At 62.4% G+C, this 18,348-nt stretch carries 19 protein-coding genes; 8 read left to right on the top strand and 11 right to left on the bottom strand.

All coding sequences use genetic code 11. The features are described from left to right. Positions 1–18: 18 nt before the first annotated feature. The 4 genes from purB (at position 19) to BACI9J_RS00905 (ending at position 3,583) form a co-directional block, all read left to right on the top strand. Positions 19–1,425, top strand: coding sequence for an adenylosuccinate lyase (gene purB / locus BACI9J_RS00920; RefSeq protein ID WP_159732418.1), 1,407 nt, complete (start codon positions 19–21; stop codon positions 1,423–1,425). 225 nt (positions 1,426–1,650) lie between these two features. Further along, positions 1,651–2,313: a histidine phosphatase family protein gene (locus BACI9J_RS00915; protein ID WP_159732415.1), complete on the top strand. Its 663-nt coding sequence runs from the start codon at positions 1,651–1,653 to the stop codon at positions 2,311–2,313. Positions 2,314–2,592: 279 nt separating this feature from the next. Continuing rightward, a complete protein-coding gene (locus tag BACI9J_RS00910; protein WP_024818574.1) occupies positions 2,593–3,096 on the top strand; it encodes a GNAT family N-acetyltransferase in 504 nt (167 codons plus the stop codon). Between the two features lie 52 nt (positions 3,097–3,148). Beyond that, positions 3,149–3,583 (top strand): acyl-CoA thioesterase, encoded by a 435-nt coding sequence (locus BACI9J_RS00905; RefSeq protein WP_011776502.1) that lies wholly within the window; start codon positions 3,149–3,151, stop codon positions 3,581–3,583. A gap of 184 nt (positions 3,584–3,767) precedes the next feature. Here the strand turns inward: BACI9J_RS00905 and BACI9J_RS00900 are convergent, their stop codons facing one another. From BACI9J_RS00900 to BACI9J_RS00880, 5 genes are all read right to left on the bottom strand, one after another. Then, complete coding sequence (locus BACI9J_RS00900; RefSeq protein WP_159732412.1) at positions 3,768–4,517, bottom strand: SDR family oxidoreductase; 750 nt, start codon at positions 4,515–4,517, stop codon at positions 3,768–3,770. Positions 4,518–4,593: 76 nt separating this feature from the next. Further along, positions 4,594–5,934 carry an MFS transporter gene (locus tag BACI9J_RS00895; protein ID WP_159732409.1) on the bottom strand — a complete coding sequence of 447 codons (1,341 nt, stop codon included), beginning with the start codon at positions 5,932–5,934 and terminating at the stop codon, positions 4,594–4,596. Between the two features lie 55 nt (positions 5,935–5,989). After that, entirely contained in the window at positions 5,990–7,003 is a 1,014-nt protein-coding gene (locus BACI9J_RS00890) for a biotin-dependent carboxyltransferase family protein (protein WP_159732406.1), read from the bottom strand. Beyond that, a complete protein-coding gene (locus BACI9J_RS00885; protein ID WP_159732403.1) occupies positions 7,000–7,737 on the bottom strand; it encodes a 5-oxoprolinase subunit B family protein in 738 nt (245 codons plus the stop codon). Before BACI9J_RS00885 ends, BACI9J_RS00890 begins: the two co-directional genes overlap by 4 nt. A gap of 2 nt (positions 7,738–7,739) precedes the next feature. Beyond that, complete coding sequence (locus BACI9J_RS00880) at positions 7,740–8,528, bottom strand: LamB/YcsF family protein (RefSeq protein ID WP_159732400.1); 789 nt, start codon at positions 8,526–8,528, stop codon at positions 7,740–7,742. 335 nt (positions 8,529–8,863) lie between these two features. Between BACI9J_RS00880 and BACI9J_RS00875 the strand changes: the two genes are divergently transcribed. Both BACI9J_RS00875 and BACI9J_RS00870 read left to right on the top strand, forming a co-directional pair. Beyond that, entirely contained in the window at positions 8,864–9,808 is a 945-nt protein-coding gene (locus tag BACI9J_RS00875) for a LysR substrate-binding domain-containing protein (RefSeq protein ID WP_159732397.1), read from the top strand. A 123-nt stretch (positions 9,809–9,931) separates the two neighbouring features. Further along, positions 9,932–10,153 carry a hypothetical protein gene (locus BACI9J_RS00870; protein ID WP_209756956.1) on the top strand — a complete coding sequence of 74 codons (222 nt, stop codon included), beginning with the start codon at positions 9,932–9,934 and terminating at the stop codon, positions 10,151–10,153. A 181-nt stretch (positions 10,154–10,334) separates the two neighbouring features. Here BACI9J_RS00870 and BACI9J_RS00865 read toward each other — a convergent pair whose 3' ends face one another. Together BACI9J_RS00865 and BACI9J_RS00860 are read right to left on the bottom strand one after the other, a co-directional pair. Further along, complete coding sequence (locus BACI9J_RS00865) at positions 10,335–11,009, bottom strand: 4-carboxy-4-hydroxy-2-oxoadipate aldolase/oxaloacetate decarboxylase (RefSeq protein ID WP_159732391.1); 675 nt, start codon at positions 11,007–11,009, stop codon at positions 10,335–10,337. A gap of 22 nt (positions 11,010–11,031) precedes the next feature. After that, positions 11,032–12,240, bottom strand: a complete 1,209-nt coding sequence (locus tag BACI9J_RS00860; protein WP_159732388.1) for an aspartate transaminase — start codon at positions 12,238–12,240, stop codon at positions 11,032–11,034. Positions 12,241–12,547: 307 nt separating this feature from the next. Between BACI9J_RS00860 and BACI9J_RS24205 the strand changes: the two genes are divergently transcribed. Both BACI9J_RS24205 and BACI9J_RS00850 read left to right on the top strand, forming a co-directional pair. Further along, positions 12,548–13,102 (top strand): hypothetical protein, encoded by a 555-nt coding sequence (locus tag BACI9J_RS24205; RefSeq protein ID WP_236558284.1) that lies wholly within the window; start codon positions 12,548–12,550, stop codon positions 13,100–13,102. Between the two features lie 178 nt (positions 13,103–13,280). Then, complete coding sequence (locus BACI9J_RS00850; RefSeq protein WP_159732382.1) at positions 13,281–13,694, top strand: nuclear transport factor 2 family protein; 414 nt, start codon at positions 13,281–13,283, stop codon at positions 13,692–13,694. 15 nt (positions 13,695–13,709) lie between these two features. On the opposite strand, the gene BACI9J_RS00845 is transcribed toward BACI9J_RS00850, so the two are convergent. From BACI9J_RS00845 to hpaH, 4 genes are all read right to left on the bottom strand, one after another. Then, a complete protein-coding gene (locus BACI9J_RS00845; protein WP_159732379.1) occupies positions 13,710–15,146 on the bottom strand; it encodes an MFS transporter in 1,437 nt (478 codons plus the stop codon). Between the two features lie 63 nt (positions 15,147–15,209). Then, positions 15,210–16,703, bottom strand: coding sequence for an NAD-dependent succinate-semialdehyde dehydrogenase (locus BACI9J_RS00840; RefSeq protein ID WP_159732376.1), 1,494 nt, complete (start codon positions 16,701–16,703; stop codon positions 15,210–15,212). Positions 16,704–16,771: 68 nt separating this feature from the next. Further along, entirely contained in the window at positions 16,772–17,575 is an 804-nt protein-coding gene (locus BACI9J_RS00835) for an HpcH/HpaI aldolase family protein (RefSeq protein ID WP_159732373.1), read from the bottom strand. Further along, positions 17,560–18,345 (bottom strand): 2-oxo-hept-4-ene-1,7-dioate hydratase, encoded by a 786-nt coding sequence (hpaH, locus tag BACI9J_RS00830; RefSeq protein ID WP_159732370.1) that lies wholly within the window; start codon positions 18,343–18,345, stop codon positions 17,560–17,562. Before hpaH ends, BACI9J_RS00835 begins: the two co-directional genes overlap by 16 nt. Positions 18,346–18,348: the final 3 nt, after the last annotated feature.

The raw sequence follows: 18,348 nt of genomic DNA, 5'->3' as shown, positions 1-18,348 counted from the left end.
CATGAAAGAATAGACCTCATGGCTGAATCCCTCCGCGTGTCCCTCGCTTCCGAACCCCTCGCCCTTGGTGCCCTTGACGGCCGCTACCGTGCCGCCGTCGCGCCCTTGGTTGACTACTTGTCCGAGGCCGCACTTAACCGCGATCGCGTTCACGTTGAAGTTGAGTGGCTCATCCACCTGACCAGCCAGTCCGTATTGCCGGGTACCGGGCCGCTGTCCGACGAGCAAGTGGCCCGGCTGCGCGCCATCGTCACCGAATTCGATGCCGCATCCGTCAACGAACTCGCGGAAATCGAAGCGGTAACCGTCCACGACGTCAAGGCCGTTGAGTACTACATCGGCCGCAGGTTGCCGGCCATCGGCATCGAGAACCTCACCGCCATGGTGCACTTCGGTTGCACGTCCGAGGACATCAATAACCTCTCCTACGCTGTGGGGATCAAGGGCGCTGTAGAAGATGTGTGGCTGCCCAATGCCATCGCCCTGGTGAAGCAGATCGAAGCCATGGCCGAAGCAAACCGCTCCGTGCCCATGCTGTCCCGTACACACGGTCAGCCGGCCACGCCCACCACGCTGGGCAAGGAACTTGCCGTCATTGCGCATCGCCTGAACCGTCAGTTGGCGCGCATCTCCAAGACTGAATACCTCGGCAAAATCAACGGTGCCACAGGAACATACGCAGCCCACGTGGCTTCGGTACCGAGTGCTGATTGGGAAACGGTGGCGAAGACGTTCGTCGAAGGCCTGGGCCTCACGTGGAACCCATTGACCACGCAGATTGAAAGCCATGACTGGCAGGCCGAGCTGTACGCGGACATGGCACGCTTCAACCGCATTCTGCACAACGTCTGCACCGATATCTGGAGCTACATCTCCATTGGCTACTTCCGCCAGATTCCGGTTGCCGGGGCCACGGGTTCTTCCACCATGCCGCACAAAGTCAACCCGATCCGCTTCGAGAACGCCGAAGCCAACCTGGAGATCTCCAACGGCCTCCTGGACACCCTCGGCGCCACTTTGGTCACCTCCCGCTGGCAGCGCGACCTCACGGACTCTTCGTCACAGCGCAACATCGGTGTCGCGTTCGGACACTCGCTGCTCGCCATCTCCAACGTTGCCAAGGGTTTGAAAGCACTGGACGTCGCCGAGGAAGTCCTGGCCGGCGATCTTAACACCAACTGGGAAGTCCTTGGCGAAGCCATTCAGATGGTCATGCGCGCTGAGGCAATTGCCGGTGTCGAGGGCATGGAAAACCCTTACGAACGCCTCAAGGATCTCACCCGCGGCCAGCGCGTGGATGGCGCCCGCATGCAGGAATTCGTTCAAGGTCTTGGCCTCTCCGCAGACGCCGAAGCCCGCCTGCTCGCCCTGACTCCGGGCAAGTACACGGGTATCGCGGACAAACTGGTGGACCACCTGCAGTAAGGGACCACCGCAGAAACATGGCACGCTCGACGGCGGCCCGGGGTTGGATGCCCCCGGGCCGCCGTCTGCGTTAACCCCCCGGCCGGTGGCGACACGGCGTGTCGGGGTGTTTCCGGACATCGTCGGCTGATTGGCTGGAAGCAATAGAGCAGGAGCACTGGAAACACAGGGCAAGAACATAGATTGTCCGGCCCGGAACAATGAGACGTAAGGAGCGGAGCACTCATGAAGCTCCTATTGATCAGGCATGGACAGACACCGGGCAACGTCGCTGGTCAATTGGACACCGCGTTTCCGGGTCCGGGCCTGACCCAGCTCGGCGAGCGCCAGGCGTCCGCCCTGCCCGAAGCGCTGGCCGACGAAGGCATCGAAGCCCTGTACACCTCAACTTTGCTGCGTACCCATCGGACCGTCGCGCCCTTGGCGAAGGCCACAGGATTGGAGCCGACAATCCTGGATGGAGTTCATGAGATAGAGGCCGGCGCGCTGGAGAAGAAGACTGACCACCAATCACACCTCCGCTATATGAGCACCGTTTTTGCATGGACGGGTGGCGAGTTGGAAGTACGCATGCCGGGGGCTTTCAACGGGCACGACTTCTTTGCCCGATTTGATGCTTCGGTCCAGCAGGTTGCGGCCGCAGGGCACTCGACGGCGGCGATCGTCAGCCACGGTGCTGCGATCCGTTGCTGGGCGGGGCGCAGGGCAACGGACATCGATACCCGGTTTGCCGAAACACATCAACTCCCCAATACGGGGATCGTGGCATTGGAGGGGGACCCCGAAGACGGCTGGCGGGTGCTGCACTGGGACCAAATCCCTGTTGGGGGCATGGCGATGGAGGACCAAACGGCCGAAGACCCCACCGGCGAGGCCCTTCAGCCCTGACCTCGGGTTACCCCCTCCCCTCGGGTTACCCCTTCCCCGTATGTCCCTGGCATATGTCCCTCGCATCACTCCGGCGCATCATCCCGGCGCATACTTTTGCGTTGCGGGGCCCGCTCTGCGCGCTAAACCCAGCCGGGAGGGCGTAGAGCGGGCCCCGCAACGCAACAACGGCGCGCAATTCTCCCGACTCTTACGCGCAGGAAACACCACGGTAACCACAGCTACCTAGGCTTGAGACGCATAGACACCTCCCGAGAAATCCGGCGAAAAGAGGCAACGATGCAGACCAACCCACGGCTCAACATCCGGCAGGTAACTTGGGCAAACCCCGTGGGCGCAGACCTCCGCGCCGCCCAACAGGCAGAACTCGATGCGAGGTTCGGAACCACGGATCATGAGCCCGGACCGCCGCCGACGGAAGCGGACACGGCAGTCTTTGTGGTGGCTTATGAGAAGTGTTCGGGCCAACCCCTGGGATGCGGCGGCTTGAGGATGCTGGACGAAAACACTGCCGAGATCAAGCGGCTTTATGTGGTCCCCTACGCCCGTGGCTCCGGAGTGGCAAGCTCCATCCTGGCCGCACTCGAAGCACAGGCTCATTCGCATGGTTTCACTGTGATCGCGGCCGAGGCAGGGTCAGCCCAATCCGACGGCAGAAGCTTTTACGAGAGCGCGGGGTTTGCCGCGGTGCCCAATTTCGGCCCTTACGTTGGTGCCAGCGGATCGTATTGCTATTCAAAGCGGATCGACTCACACAGTGCCTCGCACACGGCCATGGCCTAGAGTTCAGGCGCAACAACGAGCGAAGGTTGCGCCAGTTCGATAATCTCGGATTATGGAAAAAGCAGACATCACCTTCCGCACCCGCAAATGGGTGCGGCCCGAGGACCTCAACGCCAACGGCACACTCTTTGGTGGGAGCCTGCTGAAATGGATCGATGAAGAGGCCGCGATCTACGCCATCCTCCAACTGGGCAATGGCCGCGCTGTCACCAAGTACATTTCCGAAATCAACTTTGTCAGTTCCGCCGTTCAGGGTGACTTGGTGGAGATGGGCCTGACTGCGAAGCGGTTCGGCCGCACTTCCTTGACCATGCGCGCCGAGGTCCGCAATATGATCACCCGCGAGGCAATCCTGACCATCGAGGAGATAGTCTTCGTGAACCTTGGGCCAGATGGCCGTCCCCAACCGCACGGTTACACGGAGATCACCTACGACCGTGACCGCATCCCCACGCATCACCTGACTGAAACGCTCGACGAGGACTGAACCGCCCGCCGTCGGACGCTTGGGTATTGCAGGGGTCCGTAGATCAGCGGTTAAACGGGTGCTGGCGGCCGCGGGAACGCGGCCGCCAGCTTGTATTTCCGGTGACGGGAGTGATGCCACCGGAACTTAGGGGGCTGCTGGCTCCTGGAGGCCAGCGCAGATGGGATTCAGTGCCGGCAGAATATCAGCGGCGGTCGAACGTCAGGCCACCGGGGACCTGGAATGTGGGCATGAGTTCGAGCATGCCCACATTGACGTGGCGCGGCGTTTCAATGGCGTAGTCCAAGGCGTTCACGATGTCGTCGGTGGTGAGCGACTCGTAGCCTTCGTAGTACGTCTGCCAGGCTTCTTCCATGGCCTCGGGCGTGCCACCAAGGTTCCGGCCGAAGATCTCGGTCTCCACACGTCCGGGGCAGATCTCGGTGACGCGGATGCGCTTGCCCACGGTATCGTTCCGGAGCTGGCGGGAGATCTGATGAACGGCTGCCTTGGTGGCGTGGTAGACCGTGTGACCGTAGAAGTTGTACACGCCGGCGATTGAGCTGATGTTGATGACATGGCCGAGGTCGCGCTCCACCATGCCGGGCAGGACCAGCCGGGTGAGCTGCAGCAGTCCGCGAAGGTTCACGTCCACCAGCTCGTCAATGTCCTCTTCGGACGAGTCCAGGATGTTTCCGGGCCGTGAAACACCGGCACAGTTGACCAGAACGTCCACCTTGAGGTCATTGACGACGGCGGCCAGCGCGGCTGTGTCGGTCAGGTCCACTACGTGCGGGATGGCTCCCGTGCGGTCGGCCAACTCGGCGAGGCGTTCCTCGTTACGGGCCACGGCGTGCACGGTGAGGCCGCGCTTGGCGAGGCGTTCGGCGATGGCTGCGCCCATGCCGGTGGAAGCGCCGGTGACGAGTGCGGTGGTGTAGTCAGAAAAGGACATTGGATCTCCCGGGGGAATTGATGGACGAAGTGCGCCGGACCTTCAAGTCCGGCGCACTTGCCGGAGGTTAGTGGTGCTACGCGTCGCGCAGGGGTTCGTGGGCGCGGTCCTTGACGGTGCTCACCGCGATGAGCGTGCCAAGTGCTGTGATGACTGCATAGAACGCCGGCATGTAGATGTTGCCGGTGCTGCCGATCAGCCAGGTCATGAGCAACGGGGCGGTGCCGCCGAACAGTGCCGAGGAGATGTTGTAACCGAGTCCGTAAGCGGAGTACCGGACGCGGGTGGGGAAGAGTTCCACGATCAGGATGTGGATGACGGCGGTGTGGCCGGCGAACACGATGGCCATGATGCAGGCGCCGAGGATTGCCAGGCCCATCTGACCGGTGGCGATGAGGGCGTAGGACGGGATGCCGAGAATCGCCATGGCGATCGCGGAACCGGCGATGACCTTCTTGCGGCCAACGCGATCAGACAAGGCGCCCATGAACGGGATGGCGATGCAGATGACAACCAGGCTGCAAGCGGTAACCAGGAGTGCCTCGCCGATGGTGAAGTTCAGCTGCTTGCCCTTGAGGAACGTGGGCATGTAGGAGAACAGGACGTAGTAGCCGGAGCCGTTCATCAGCGGGATGAAGAGCGCCAGCAGCATGGCACGGCGGTGTTCCTTGGACTGGAAAGCTTCTTTGAGCGGGTTCTTGGAGAGACCGCCCTCTTCCTTGAGCTTTTCGAAGTTGGGGGTATCGCTGATGGCCTTGCGGATGTACCAGCCGATGATGCCCATGGGGATGGCCACCAGGAACGGGATGCGCCATGCGAACGCACCGAAGCCGCCGCCGTCGATCGCTGCCTGGGTGAGCCACGGCGACATGGAGAAAGCAACCAAAGTACCGGTGAGCAGTGCTGCGAAGGAGGCGATCTGGGCGTAGGAGGTGATGATGCCGCGTTTGCCTTCCGGTGCGTGCTCAGCCAGGAAGGTCATGGCGCCGGCAGCCTCGCCGCCTACGGAGAAGCCTTGCAGGAGCCGAAGGAGGACCAAAAGGATGGGAGCCGCGACGCCGATCGCTGCGTAAGGCGGCAGCAGGCCAATTCCCGCGGTGGCAACACTGATCAGGAGGATGACAAAGACCAGTAGCTTCTGCCTGCCGATCCGGTCACCGAGGTAGCCGCACACAACGGCGCCGAGCGGACGGACGAAGAACGAGACCGCATAGCCGGCAAACACAAAAAGCAGGGCGTTGTCCGGGTTGCCGGGGGCCAGGAAGACGAGCGCCAGCGTTCCCGCCATGAAGGCGAAAATGCCGTTGTCATACAGTTCCACGAAGATGCCAACACAACCTGCGGTGACAACCTTGCGGGTTTGGCGGCTGGTGAGCCGCTCATGCTGCACTGGCGCAGCGTTGGTGCTTGCGGTCATGACTTTTCCTTACTGAGATGAGCGTAGCAACGCCTACTGGTATGACGACAGGGTTTTAGCTGCATGCCGCAACTGGTAGGTCCTGCCATTGGGGACGGCATCCGATGCCGAGGAGTCCGAAGACGGTGTTGACGGATTCGCGGAGGGTTTCAAGCTGAGCCCGCGAGCGCCGGTGGGCGGCAGTTGCTTCTGCCACTGTGGTTTTCCGAAAACGGACTTTGTCCCCTGGCCGGGCTTGAGCCAGGACATCCAGTCCGGTGCTGGTGACCACTGCAAGGACGGGATAACCGGCAGTGACGCCGCGCCCCCGGTGCAGTACCAGCAGTTCTTCCCTTGAGGGAACCTCGACGGCGCCTACCGGCACTCCGCGGGAGAGGACTTCGCCGCTTGAGGTTCTTTCCGGAAGTTCACCGCCGAGCCGCAGGCCGATGTGGTTGCTGCGGCCGCTTACGGCGTATTCCGAGGTGAAGAGCAGTTCACCGGTTTCGCCAAACTCGGCGACGTCCGGCCCGTCGGTCACATCCACCAACAGTTCTGGTCCCATGCTTGGCCGTTCAAGGCCCAGCCGGAAAAGCGGTAGATCGAAGTACGGTTGGCGCACGGGTCCAACGCTCCTGCGGGTGTGGAGGCTGGTGTTTTCCTTCAGTTGAAGTCCGAAGCCTACAACCGTGTCCGGAGCGCAGCTGCCAAGAAGTGTGGGGGCCTCTATGGAACCGTGGATTGCCAGGTAGGCACGAAGACCACTGTGGATGCCGCGAACGGACACCGACTCCCCTGCCTTCACGGACACTGGTTCCCATTGGCTGCAGGGCCGCCCGCCCACAGTGAGAGTGAGCGGAGCGCCGGTGACGGCAATCAGGACGTCCGTGGTGGCCGTCATTCGAAAATCCAGGGCCGTGATCTCAACCAGCGGGTCATTGTCCGGGTTGCCGGCCAGGATGTTGGCTGCGCGAGCGGAATACTGATCCAAAGCTCCGTTGACCGGAAGTCCGAAGCGTGGTCCGCGGGTTCTGCCAAGGTCAGTGACCACCGAGTTGCCGGGCTGTAGGATCAGGATTTTGCCGCTCATGGCAGGAGCTCCATTTCCAGCGGCACCAATTCCAGGCCGGCAAACCGGCAGAACTCATCGGCGGGGATCTGCCGAAACTTCAGGATGTCTCCCGGCTTGTACGGCACCAAGGGTTCGCGGCGGATATTCAGGACCGACAGCGGGGTTTGGCCTATGACGCACCATCCACCGGGAGCCATCGCCGGAGCGATGACTGCCTGGCGGCCCGCGACTGACACGGCACCGGCAGGGACAGCAAGCCGAGGGTCCTTAAGCCGTGGCACGGGCTTGGGGAACGCCGGGCCGTCCATCATGGGCGATCCCGCCGGCGCGCCGAGGCAACGCACGGTGTAGGTCTTACCGGTGTGGAGGCCGATGACGTCGTCCACGGAAATCCCCTGGTGCTCAGCGACGCGCTCCAGATCGGGGCCGTATTCGCCGCCGTACACTACGGGGACGTCGAACTGGCGGGGCGCTTGTGCTGATTCGCCAATGCGCCCGAGTTCCAGCAATCCGAGCTTCACGAAGGCCCGTATCTGCCGGGCGGACACCATGATGGGGTCGAACTCCACCAGCACGGAATCGTAGGTGGGAACGGCGCCGTACAGACCCTCGGCACCGCAGTTTTCGAGCCAGTCGGCCAAGCCGTGGACGGTGAGCCAGTTGTCTTCGCTGTTCTCGGAGATGGCCACGACGCGCAGTGCTGAGTCTCCGGATTCGTAGATCTCGGTGGGGGCCGCAGTGAGTACGGACATGCTCAGGCCGCCTTCTTCTTTGCGTCCATGACCTCAGCCAGGGGCGCAAGAGTGACGCCGGCGGTGATGAGCTCAGAACGGATCCGGCGGGCCAGTTGGACGGCCCCCGGGTTGTCGCCGTGCAGGAGGAGGGTGTCGACGTCGATGTCCATGTCCACGCCGTTGGCGCAGCGGATCTTGCCTTCAATGACCATGCGTAGGGTCCGCTCAACAATTTCCGCGGGATCGTGGATCACGGCGCCGGGCTGGCTGCGGGGAACCAACGTGCCGTCTTCCTGGTACGCACGGTCCACGATGCCCACGATTGCGACATCAAGACCGGCGGCCCGGGAAGCGACGGCGAGTTCCCCTTCCTGCGCAACAACAATCAGCTCGTTGTCCACCCGCGCAGCAGCCTGTGCCACTGCCTGGGCGTAGTCGTCGCGAACAGCAACCAGGTTGCCGAGCCGGCCGTGGGGTGCCAGGTGGGTGACCTTGGTGCCGTGGAAGGCTGCGAAGCCGTTCAGTGCTCCCAACTGATAGAGGACGTCGTTCTGTACTTCGCTGGCTGAGAGGCCCATATCGCGTCGGCCGAAACCTCGGAGGTCCGGAAAGCTTGGATGAGCCCCGATGCCAACGCCACGGCGAACACATTCAGCAACGGTGGCCGCCATGATGTCAGGATCACCGGCGTGGAACCCGCATGCAATATTGGCACTTGTGACGATCTCCAGGAGTTCGGAATCGTCGCCAATGGTGTAGGCGCCAAATCCCTCTCCAAGATCCGCTACAAGATCAATGGTGGGGTTCACGTGGTTCTCTTTCCGTGAGTTCTGAGTTGATTGCGGAAATATCAAAGAATGCCCCAATAAAAGTGACATTGAATTTCCGGGAAATTGTGGGTGCCGGATTCAATCCGAAGCGTTGACTGAAGTTCTTTCCAAAAGTCTCGCACCCCGGCAGACCCCTGCACAAAGACCTAATAGCTATCCCGTAATAGCTCTCCGTTATGACGTGCGCCACCTGGCACTGTGGTGTGGATCCCAGGGGAGGCCGACTGGCTGATGCGTCTATATTTGAACATCGGGACCTGCCACCGAAGGGGACCTCCCACCCACGGGGCACGGCTCTCCAGGAAGGTACATTCATGGATACGCGGAAGCTCTCATACTTTGTCCAGATCGTTGACTCGGGGAGCATCACCAAGGCAGCTGCTGCCCTCCATGTCGCCCAGCCGGCCCTCAGCCAGCAGGTATCGGCGCTGGAGAACGATCTCAAGCAGCGGCTCCTGATCCGCAGCAAGCAGGGGGTTGAACCCACAGCGGCCGGGCACACCCTCTACCGGCATGCCCAATCGATCCTCAGGCTCGTTGAGCAAGCCCGGCAAGACGTAGCCGCTTCCGGAGCCGCGCCCTCGGGCAGGGTCTCCATAGCAATTGCGCCCTACAGCATGGCATCAAGCCTTACACCCCGGATCATCAGCGAAGTAGGCCGGCGATACCCGGACATAGTGGTCCACCTGACAGAGATCTTCGGCGGCGTATTGAGCGAGGCCATCAAGAACGGGCGCTTGGACATGGCGCTGATCTACGAACCCGGCAAAATCCGAGGCGTTCAGTTCACCACCATGATCGTGGAAGACCTGCATCTGGTAGTGCACCCGGACGTGGACATCAACCACGGCAAGGACACCATCACCCTTGCCGAGGCCAGCACCGTGGGGCTGTTCCTCCCCGAAAAGAACCACACACTGCGCCAACTGATCGAGAAAGGCCTGGCAGACCAGGAGCTTCCGCTCAAGCTGGTGGGGGAAGTGGAATCCGTCCCTTCGCTGACACGTCTCATCCGAGCCAACCTGGGCGGGACCGTGCTGCCGAAGTCAGCGGCCGATGCCCTCTTCCCGGACCAGGACTTCAAGGTGTTGAGGATTGTAGAGCCGGGCCTCCAAAGCAAGATCGCCCTCTGCACCCCGGACCACGAACCGTTGTCCGAGGCCGCCTCCGCAGTGCTCTTGGTGGTCAAGGAAATGCTGCATCAACAACTCATCAGCAAGTACGGAACCGACCCCGTCCAACTGCCGGCCCATCCATAACAAAGCCTTATCCGGACAGACAGCTTTGGTCTTATTCACGGCCGTTTTAATTTCCTATCATCGAATTAAGAAGAAATTCGATAACAGCCTGCGGATTCCGTGGACAAGTTCAAAGGAAAAATGGTGAAAAAGATCAGCACAGTCGGATGGGTGTCCAATCCAACCCGCGGAACAGTCACCGCACGAACCGGATTCCATTGCCCGCGAAATGGTTTCTGGCGTCCGGTGGGAGGGATAGGCGAGCCCCTGTTCGTCTTCGAAGGAAGCCTGATGCCCACCCACGCAGGCAGCAGCATCGAATGGCACTTGGTGGATACCCGCCCCGGACACTCGGGGCTTGACTAACCCGGCCCCACCGCCGTCGGACCTTGAACAAAGCTTCGCAACGCTAAGGCGCCCTGCTCCGGCAAGGCGCCTTCTTCGTGCCCGCAAGTGAACAGAACAGCACAGTGGATAGAACAGCACGCCGAAGGCCGGTCACACGCTGGTTATCAGCAGTGCGGCCGGCCTCCGGCAAGGCGCCTTCCTAGTCTTCCACCAGAAGGCCCTTCTCCTTGAGCTTGTCCGTCAGGCCGCAGAGCTCGATTGTGGTGCCGCCGTCGTGGTAGAGCTTGATGAGTTCACGCTCGTGGTCATCGCGGGCCTGGGACAGTGCAATGACTTCCTCGGCCTCCTCACGCCGAACCACTACAACACCGTCAGCATCACCGCGGAGGATGTCACCCGGGTAGATGATTTCGTCGCCGAAGACAATCGGATGGTTGACCGGGCCCAGCGTTTCCTTGACCGTTCCCTTGATGCTGACGCTGCCGGAGAACACGGGCAGGCCAAGTTCGATCAGGTCCTGGGTGTCGCGTACGCCGGAATCGGTGACCATGGCAGCGATTCCCTTGGCCTTCATGGCGTTGCCAAGGACGTCGCCGAACGTGCCGGCCTCGGACATTTCCTGCGCCCCCACCAGCACCACATCCCCGGCCTGGGCATAGTGAATGGCCACTTGGAGCATGAGGTTGTCCTGCGGCGCACAAGCTACCGTTACGGCCGGGCCGCAAAAGGACATGGAGCGGTCAATCGGCTTGATCTTGGAGCTCAACGCACCGCGGCGGCCCTGGGCTTCATGAATGGTGGCGGAGGAAAAAGCGGCGAGGCGGCTGACGACGTCAGCGTCAGGGCGTTCGAATTTGGTCTTGACGTGGATCATGTTCTTGATCTTTCTGTGGGGCTTAGGACAGTTCGTTAACAGCGGCGCGGATAGCCTCGACGCCGTCGTTGATGTTCTCCAGCGAGGTGGCGAACGAGATCCGGAAGTACGGCCCAAGGCCGTAGGCCGAACCTTGGATGACAGCTACGCGTGCGGCGTCCAGCAGGTAGAGGGTGAAGTCCTGGTCGTTGGCGATAACACGGCCATCCGGCGCGGTTTTGCCGATCACACCGGAGCAGTTCACATAGGCGTAGAAGGCGCCTTCCGCCGGGGCGACGGCCAGTCCGCTGACGGAATTCAAACCTTCGACGGCGGCGTCCCGGCGCTTGCGGTACACCTCCACACTGTCGCGGACGAAAGTCTGGTCGCCATTCAAGGCCGCTACAGCCGCGGCTTGGCTGATGGAGGACGGGCAGGACGAGGTCTGCGACTGCAGTTTGTTCATGGCCGCAATGAGAGGAGCCGGCCCCACCCCGTAGCCGAGACGCCAGCCGGTCATGGCGTAGGCCTTGGAGACGCCGTTGACCAGGAGGATACGGTTCTTGAGCTCCGGAGCGGCTGCGACCAGGCTGGTGACGCGGCCGTCACCGAAGTGGATTTCGTCGTAAATCTCGTCAGTGAGGATGAACACGTGGGGGTGCTGATCCAGGACTGCGCCAAGTGCCTGCAGTTCCTCGCGGGTGTACACCGCACCGGTGGGGTTGGAAGGCGCGTTGAGGATGAGCCACTTGGTCTTGGGCGTGATGGCATTTTCCAGGGCACCCGGCGTGAGCTTGAAACCTGTCTCTTCGCCGCACTGGACGATCACTGGCGTGCCGTCGTTGGCGAGCACCATGTCCGGATAGGAAACCCAGTACGGCGCGGGGACAATCACCTCATCGCCCTCGTTGAGCGACGCCATCAGGGCAACATAGAGGACCTGTTTGGCGCCGCCGCCGATCGTCAACTGGTTCGGCTCGTAATGCTGGCCGGTGTGGCCCTCGATCTTGCGAAGGATGGCCGCCTGCAGCTCAGGAGTGCCCGTCACCGAGGTGTACTTGGTTTCACCCCTGGTGATGGCCTCAATGGCGGCGGCCTTAATGTGGTCCGGCGTATCGAAGTCCGGCTCGCCGACTGTCAGGTCGATGATCGGAATGCCTTCAGCTTTCAGTTCACGGACACGGGCCGCCGCGGCGACGCTCGCTGAGGACTTGATGCGGGTGACCCTCGACGCCGGCAGGTAGTGCGGCATGTCTCCTCCAGGAATGTGGAACCCAGGACACGCGGATTCGCGTATCCCCTTTTTCGAGACTAGGGATTCGCGGGTCACGTGGATAAGACCTAATGTGCGTGGATCCATAAGGGGTACTTATGGCCGAGATGTCTTGAGGGGTTTTCAGATCTCATTTCGATTACCGAACGTCCATGCACGCGTTTTTGGGCACTTCTTCCATGCACTTTGCTTATGGCTTCACCCGGTATTGGTATTTCCCGGCCCGGAGGAGTGCCGCCTACATTCAAGGGATTACAAGGACTTGTCCGAACCGAAGAGGGAGCCAATGCCCGCCCGAACCAGCTCAGCCACAGCCCTTCCCGTGCAGGCCCGCTTAACCGCTGGAAGATACGCATACCGTGCCAAAGCTCCCCGGGCTCAGGCGCAGGCGGAAGCTGAGAATCAAGCCGAACATGCCAGTCTGGCTCACGCGCTCGGAGTGCATCGGCAACTCCTCTCCCACGCTGCCAGCGCCATCCGGACGTTGACCGCTGTGCGAAACGAGCTCATGGCGCAGGCGATCGAGGACGGGCTCACCCTTGCCACTGTCTCGGCCGTCACCGGGGAGAACATTAAGGCGGTCCGGACCATCGCTTTGGCTTATGACGACCTCCATCCCAGCGGGCTCCCCCGCCAGTGGCACCTGTCCGCGCTGCAGGCGAAAAGCGCTGAACTTCAGGCAGCGGAAAAGCACCGGGATCTCATCACGGAACGCCGCGAGGCCTTGATTGTCAGGGCGCTCCGGGATCAGGTCTGCGATGATCTGGACCTCGCCTCACTGACCGGCCTCACCCCGGACCACATCCGCCGCGCGAGCCGCGGAGCCGCTCGCTCCGCCTGATCTGCCCCAACCAACAGCGCAGCCTACCGATCCGCGCAGCCCACCCAACAGCGCAGCCCACCCAACAGCGCAGCCCGGAGGAACACAGGACGCCCGGACACTAACCGGGGAGGAACGTTTGGTGAAACCAGCAAACCCACCGTTGAACCCGCAGGTCCCTGCAGGGTAGAACGGAGGAATGAGCGATGTGAACTCCTGGATGGACAAGTACCTCCGTGCGTGGACTACAAACGAGCCCGACGATATCCGTGCCCTGTTTACCGAGGACGCCGTCTACAACGACCGCCCCAACACTGAAAAACAATGGAATGGGCACAAAGAGATCGTCCAAGCGTGGGCCGATGCCGGCGACAAACCCGAAGACTGGACCTTCGAATGGGACCTCCTGGGCCAGGATGGCGACACCGCCTTTGTGCAGGGCCTGACCACGTACCTCAACGGGCACCCCACCTATGACAACCTGTGGGTCATCCGCTTCGCCGAGGATGGGCGCGCCCGCGAGTTCACCGAGTGGTACATGGCGCGGAAGAACCCATCACCTGAGCAGCCCGAGTCACCCGAGCAGCCCGAGTCACCCGAGCAGCCCGGGTAACTGGAGAAACACGGGTCACGCGTCCGTGGGGACCTTGTCCGTGGGACTCTTTTCCCCGGATGTGAACGACGACGGCGTGCGTCGATCGAACACCGTAGCACCGACTTCCTGCTCCGCCTGGTTGTCGATCCCCAGGTCAATCCCCTTGCGTTCGCGGGTCAGCAGCACGGCGACCGTGGAGATCACCGCAACAATCAACAGGTACGCAGAGACGCTCATGGTGGTTCCAGTGGCTTGAACCAAGGCCGTCGCAATGGTGGGGGCAAAGGCTCCGCCAATGATGGAACCCAGTGCGTAGGAGATAGCGACACCGGAGAACCGGATGGATGCCGGGAACAGCTCGCTGTACAGCGCGGCTTGCGGCCCGTACGTCAGTCCCAGCCCCAGGCTGAACAAGGCCAGGCCGGCAACCATGGCCCAGATGTTCCCGGTGTTGATCAGCCAGAACAGCGGGAAGAACGTGACGATCAGGCAGGCGTAACCGATCAGATACGTCTTCTTCCGGCCGATGCTGTCTGCGAGGTACCCGGACAGGAGGGTGAACACGAACCACAGGGCCGCGGAAGCTGTGATGGCCAGGAGGACCTGCGTTCGGTCCATGGCCAAACCCTTGGGTGCAGTGGCGTAGCTGAGGATGTACCCGCCAGTGGTCATGTAGCCGGCAGCGTTGTTGCCCGCGAAGATCAGCGCGGCCAGAATCACCAACAGCCAGTGTTTCTTGAACAGTTCCACGATCGGAACTCTTGTCTGCTGCTTGCGGGTGGCGATTTCTGCGAAGACAGGACTTTCATCGACGCCCCTACGGACTATGAAGCCCACAATGATCAGCACGAAGCTGAGCAGGAAGGGAACTCGCCAGCCCCATTCTTCGAACGCTGCGCCGGGCGTGATCACACCGGACATGAGGGTGAGGACGCCTGAGGCGAGGAGCATGCCCAAAGGCACTCCCAGTTGGGGGAACGAGCCGAAGAGGCCGCGCTTGTTCCGGGGTGCGTGTTCCACGGCCATCAGGACGGCGCCGCCCCATTCGCCGCCTGCGGAAATGCCTTGCAGGATCCGCAGGAACAGCAGCAGGATCGGCGCTGCGAGGCCTGCCGTCTCGTAAGTGGGCAGGACACCAATGAGCATGGTGGCCGCACCCATCAGCACGAGCGTCAGCACCAGCATGGCCCGGCGTCCCAGTTTGTCGCCGAAGTGCCCGGCGAGGAAGGCCCCCAGCGGCCGGAACAGGAAGGACAAGCCCACTGACGCGAAGGAAATCAGCAGTGCGATGTCGTCACCGGCCGGCTCGAAGAAGAGCTTGGCAAAGATCAGGCCGGCAGCGTTGGCGTAGATGAAGAAGTCATACCACTCCACCGTGGTCCCGATGATCGTTGCAAAGGCTACCCGGCGATTGTTCCGCGCCGAGTGGCGCCTCTCCGAGCCAGGCTGTGCAGATGGTGATGCGCTCATGAGTGTGACTCATTTCCCGCGGACACAGCCTTGTGCCCGCGATTGGTGGCATTGATGGGAGGGTCAGGCTGCGTAGGGGTCGGCGATGCCGATGTATTGGGTGGTGGTGTATTCGGCGATGCCTTCGGAGCCGCCTTCACGGCCGAGGCCTGATTGTTTGACTCCGCCGAAGGGTGCTGCGGCGTTGGATATGACGCCGGCGTTGAATCCCACCATGCCGAACTCGATCTGTTCCGCGACCCGCAGCAAACGGTTGATGTCGCGGCTGTAAAGGTAGGAGGCGAGCCCGTACTCGGAGGCGTTGGCCAGGCCGATGGCGTCCTGTTCGGTCTCGAACGTGGTCACTGGGGCGACGGGTCCGAAGATTTCCTGGCGGAGGATGTCCGCGTCGTTCGGGACGTCCGCGAGCACGGTGGGCGGGTAAAAGTAGCCGGGACCCTCCGCGGGCTTACCACCTGTGAGGGCGGTAGCACCGGCGTCGACGGCGGCACTGACCAACGCGTGCACGTCCTCCCGCGCACCGGCGTCGATCAACGGACCCACCTGGGTGGACGGTTCGGTGCCGCGGCCGGTCACCAAAGCGCCCATCGCGTCAGCGAACTTGGCCGTGAACTCCGCAGCCACCGAGGAGTGGACCAGGAACCGGTTCGCTGCGGTGCAGGCCTCGCCCATGTTCCGCATCTTCGCCGCCATGGCCCCCTCCACCGCCTTGTCCAGGTCCGCGTCCTCGAACACGATAAAGGGGGCGTTGCCGCCAAGTTCCATGGAGGTGCGCAGGACGTTCTGGGCTGCGTCAGCCATGAGCCGCCGTCCTACCGGGGTGGAGCCGGTAAAGGAGATCTTCCGCAGGCGAGGGTCCGCGAGCAGCGGCCCCGAGATCCCGGACGCGGAAGAAGACGCGACGACGTTGAGGACACCCGCGGGCAGGCCGGCGTCGAGCATGGTCCGGGCGAAGTACTGCGCCGTGAGTGGCGTGAGTTTGGCGGGTTTGAGGACCATGGTGCAGCCGGCGGCGATCGCAGGCGCTACCTTCCGGGTTGCCATGGCCAGCGGGAAGTTCCAGGGCGTGATGAGCAGGCATGGGCCCACGGGTTTGTGCTGGACCAGGATTTTGTTCTTGCCCTCGGGGGTGGTGAGGTACCGGCCGTAGTCCCGGACGGCTTCCTCCGAGAACCAGCGCAGGAACTCGGCCCCGTAGGTGACCTCACCACGCGCCTCGGCCAAGGGCTTGCCCATCTCCAACGTCATCAACAGGGCGAAGTCCTCTGCACGCTCGATGACGAGATCAAAGGCACGACGCAGGATCTCGGCACGCTCACGCGGTGCGGTCCGCGCCCAGGAAACCTGCACGGCGTCGGCCGCGTCAAGGGCAGCCACGGCGTCCTCACTCGTGGCGGACGCGAGCGTCGCCAACACCTCGCCCGTGGACGGATCGTGGACATCGAACGTCCCGCCGTCGGACGCGTCACGCCACCGCCCGCCGATCAGCAAGCCGGTGGGAACGGACGCCAGCAATGACGCTTCACGGGACGACAAATCAACAGGTGCAGCAGACATGGAAATCTCCTAGAAAATGCGCAAACAGGACCCACTACGTGGGCAAAAGACCGCGAAAAATGGGAAGGTCAGTAGCTTTCGCGCTCGGCCGTTTCAGACACGGGAATGAACGTTGAGGCGAACCCCTCCGAGGCGCGGGCCAGCACAGCCACATCGGCGCCGACCAGCACGAAGGAGGCCCCGGCGTCGAGATAGGCGCGGGCGGTTGACTCGTTGAACGCGTTCACGCCCGCGGGCTTACCGGCCGCTTTGGCGGCTTCAAGGCAATGCTCGACGACGGCCCTCACCAAGGGATTTTCCTGCTGTCCCAGCAGGCCCATGGAAGCGGCGAGGTCCGAGGGGCCAAGGAAGATACCGTCAACGCCGTCGACGGCCAAAATCTCCTCAACTGCCGAGGCTGCTGCCTCGGATTCGATCTGGACCGTGAGGCTGATCGAATCCGAAGCCACAGCCAGGTAGTCCGGGACACGGTTCCAGCGTGAAGCCCGGGCAAGTGCCGAACCCACTCCGCGAACCCCGAGTGGAGGGTACCTTACGGCGGCCACGGCGGTGGCTGCTTCGAAGGCCGAGTTGACCATGGGGATCAGCAGGTTCTGTACCCCGAGGTCCAGGTATTGCTTGATGACCACGGTGTCATTCATTGGAGGCCGGACCATGACCTGGAGCGGGTAACCGGACACGGCGTGAAGCTGCGCGAGGATGGATTCGAGCCCGTTGGGGCTGTGCTCGGCGTCGATCAGCAGCCAGTCCAATCCGGACCCGGCACAGATCTCCGCCACCAGAGGACTGCCTGAGCACACCCACATCCCTGCCAGCGGACGCCCGGCGTCCGAGAGGGCCGAATAGAAAGTGGGGCTCAGCTGAAGTGACATGTCACAACTCCCAACGGTCCGTAGTCCGCGTGCACGGTATCACCTTTGTACACCCACAAAGGCCTGGTAAACGAGCCCGCCAGGATGATATCTCCGGCTTTCATGGAGTCCCCGTGCGCGGCGATTTTGTTGGCCAGCCAGTGCACTCCGTTGGCCGGGTGATCCAGCACGCCGGCGGCCACTCCCGTCTCTTCCACGGTCTGGTTTTTGTACAGGATGGCGGACACCCAGCGGAGGTCGACGGCGTCCGGCCGCACCGGGCGGCCGCCCACCACCATGGCTCCCATCGCGGCGTTGTCCGAGATGGTGTCCACGATGGTCCGGCCCTCCATCTCAATCCTGGAGTCCAGGATTTCGAGGGCCGGAACCACGTAGTCGGTGGCATTGAGGACATCGAAAATGGTGCAACCGGGCCCCTTGAGGCCCTCCTTGAGGACGAATGCCAACTCCACTTCCACCCGCGGATGGGTGTACTTGTCCCATTCCACGGAGCAGCCGGTTTCCAGGACCATGTCATCAAAAATGGCACCATAGTCCGGCTCGGTGATGCCCGTGGCGGCCTGCATGGCCTTGGACGTGAGGCCGATCTTCCGCCCCACCAACGTGCGCCCGGCTTCCTCGTTCCGCCGCATCCACAATTGCTGCACGGCGTATGAATCCTCCACCGTCATCTCCGGGTAGCGGGCGGTGAGGCGCGGGACCGGCTTACGGTTCCGGCTGGCCTCAAGCAGTTCGTCGGCAATGGCTTCGATCGTCTTCGCGTCCAGCATGTT

It is taken from the genome of Arthrobacter sp. 9V (genome assembly GCF_902506065.1).
GTDB lineage: Bacteria > Actinomycetota > Actinomycetes > Actinomycetales > Micrococcaceae > Arthrobacter.
The sequence above is the reverse complement of the archived record's forward strand: the minus strand, read 5'-3'. Positions and strand labels throughout refer to the sequence as shown.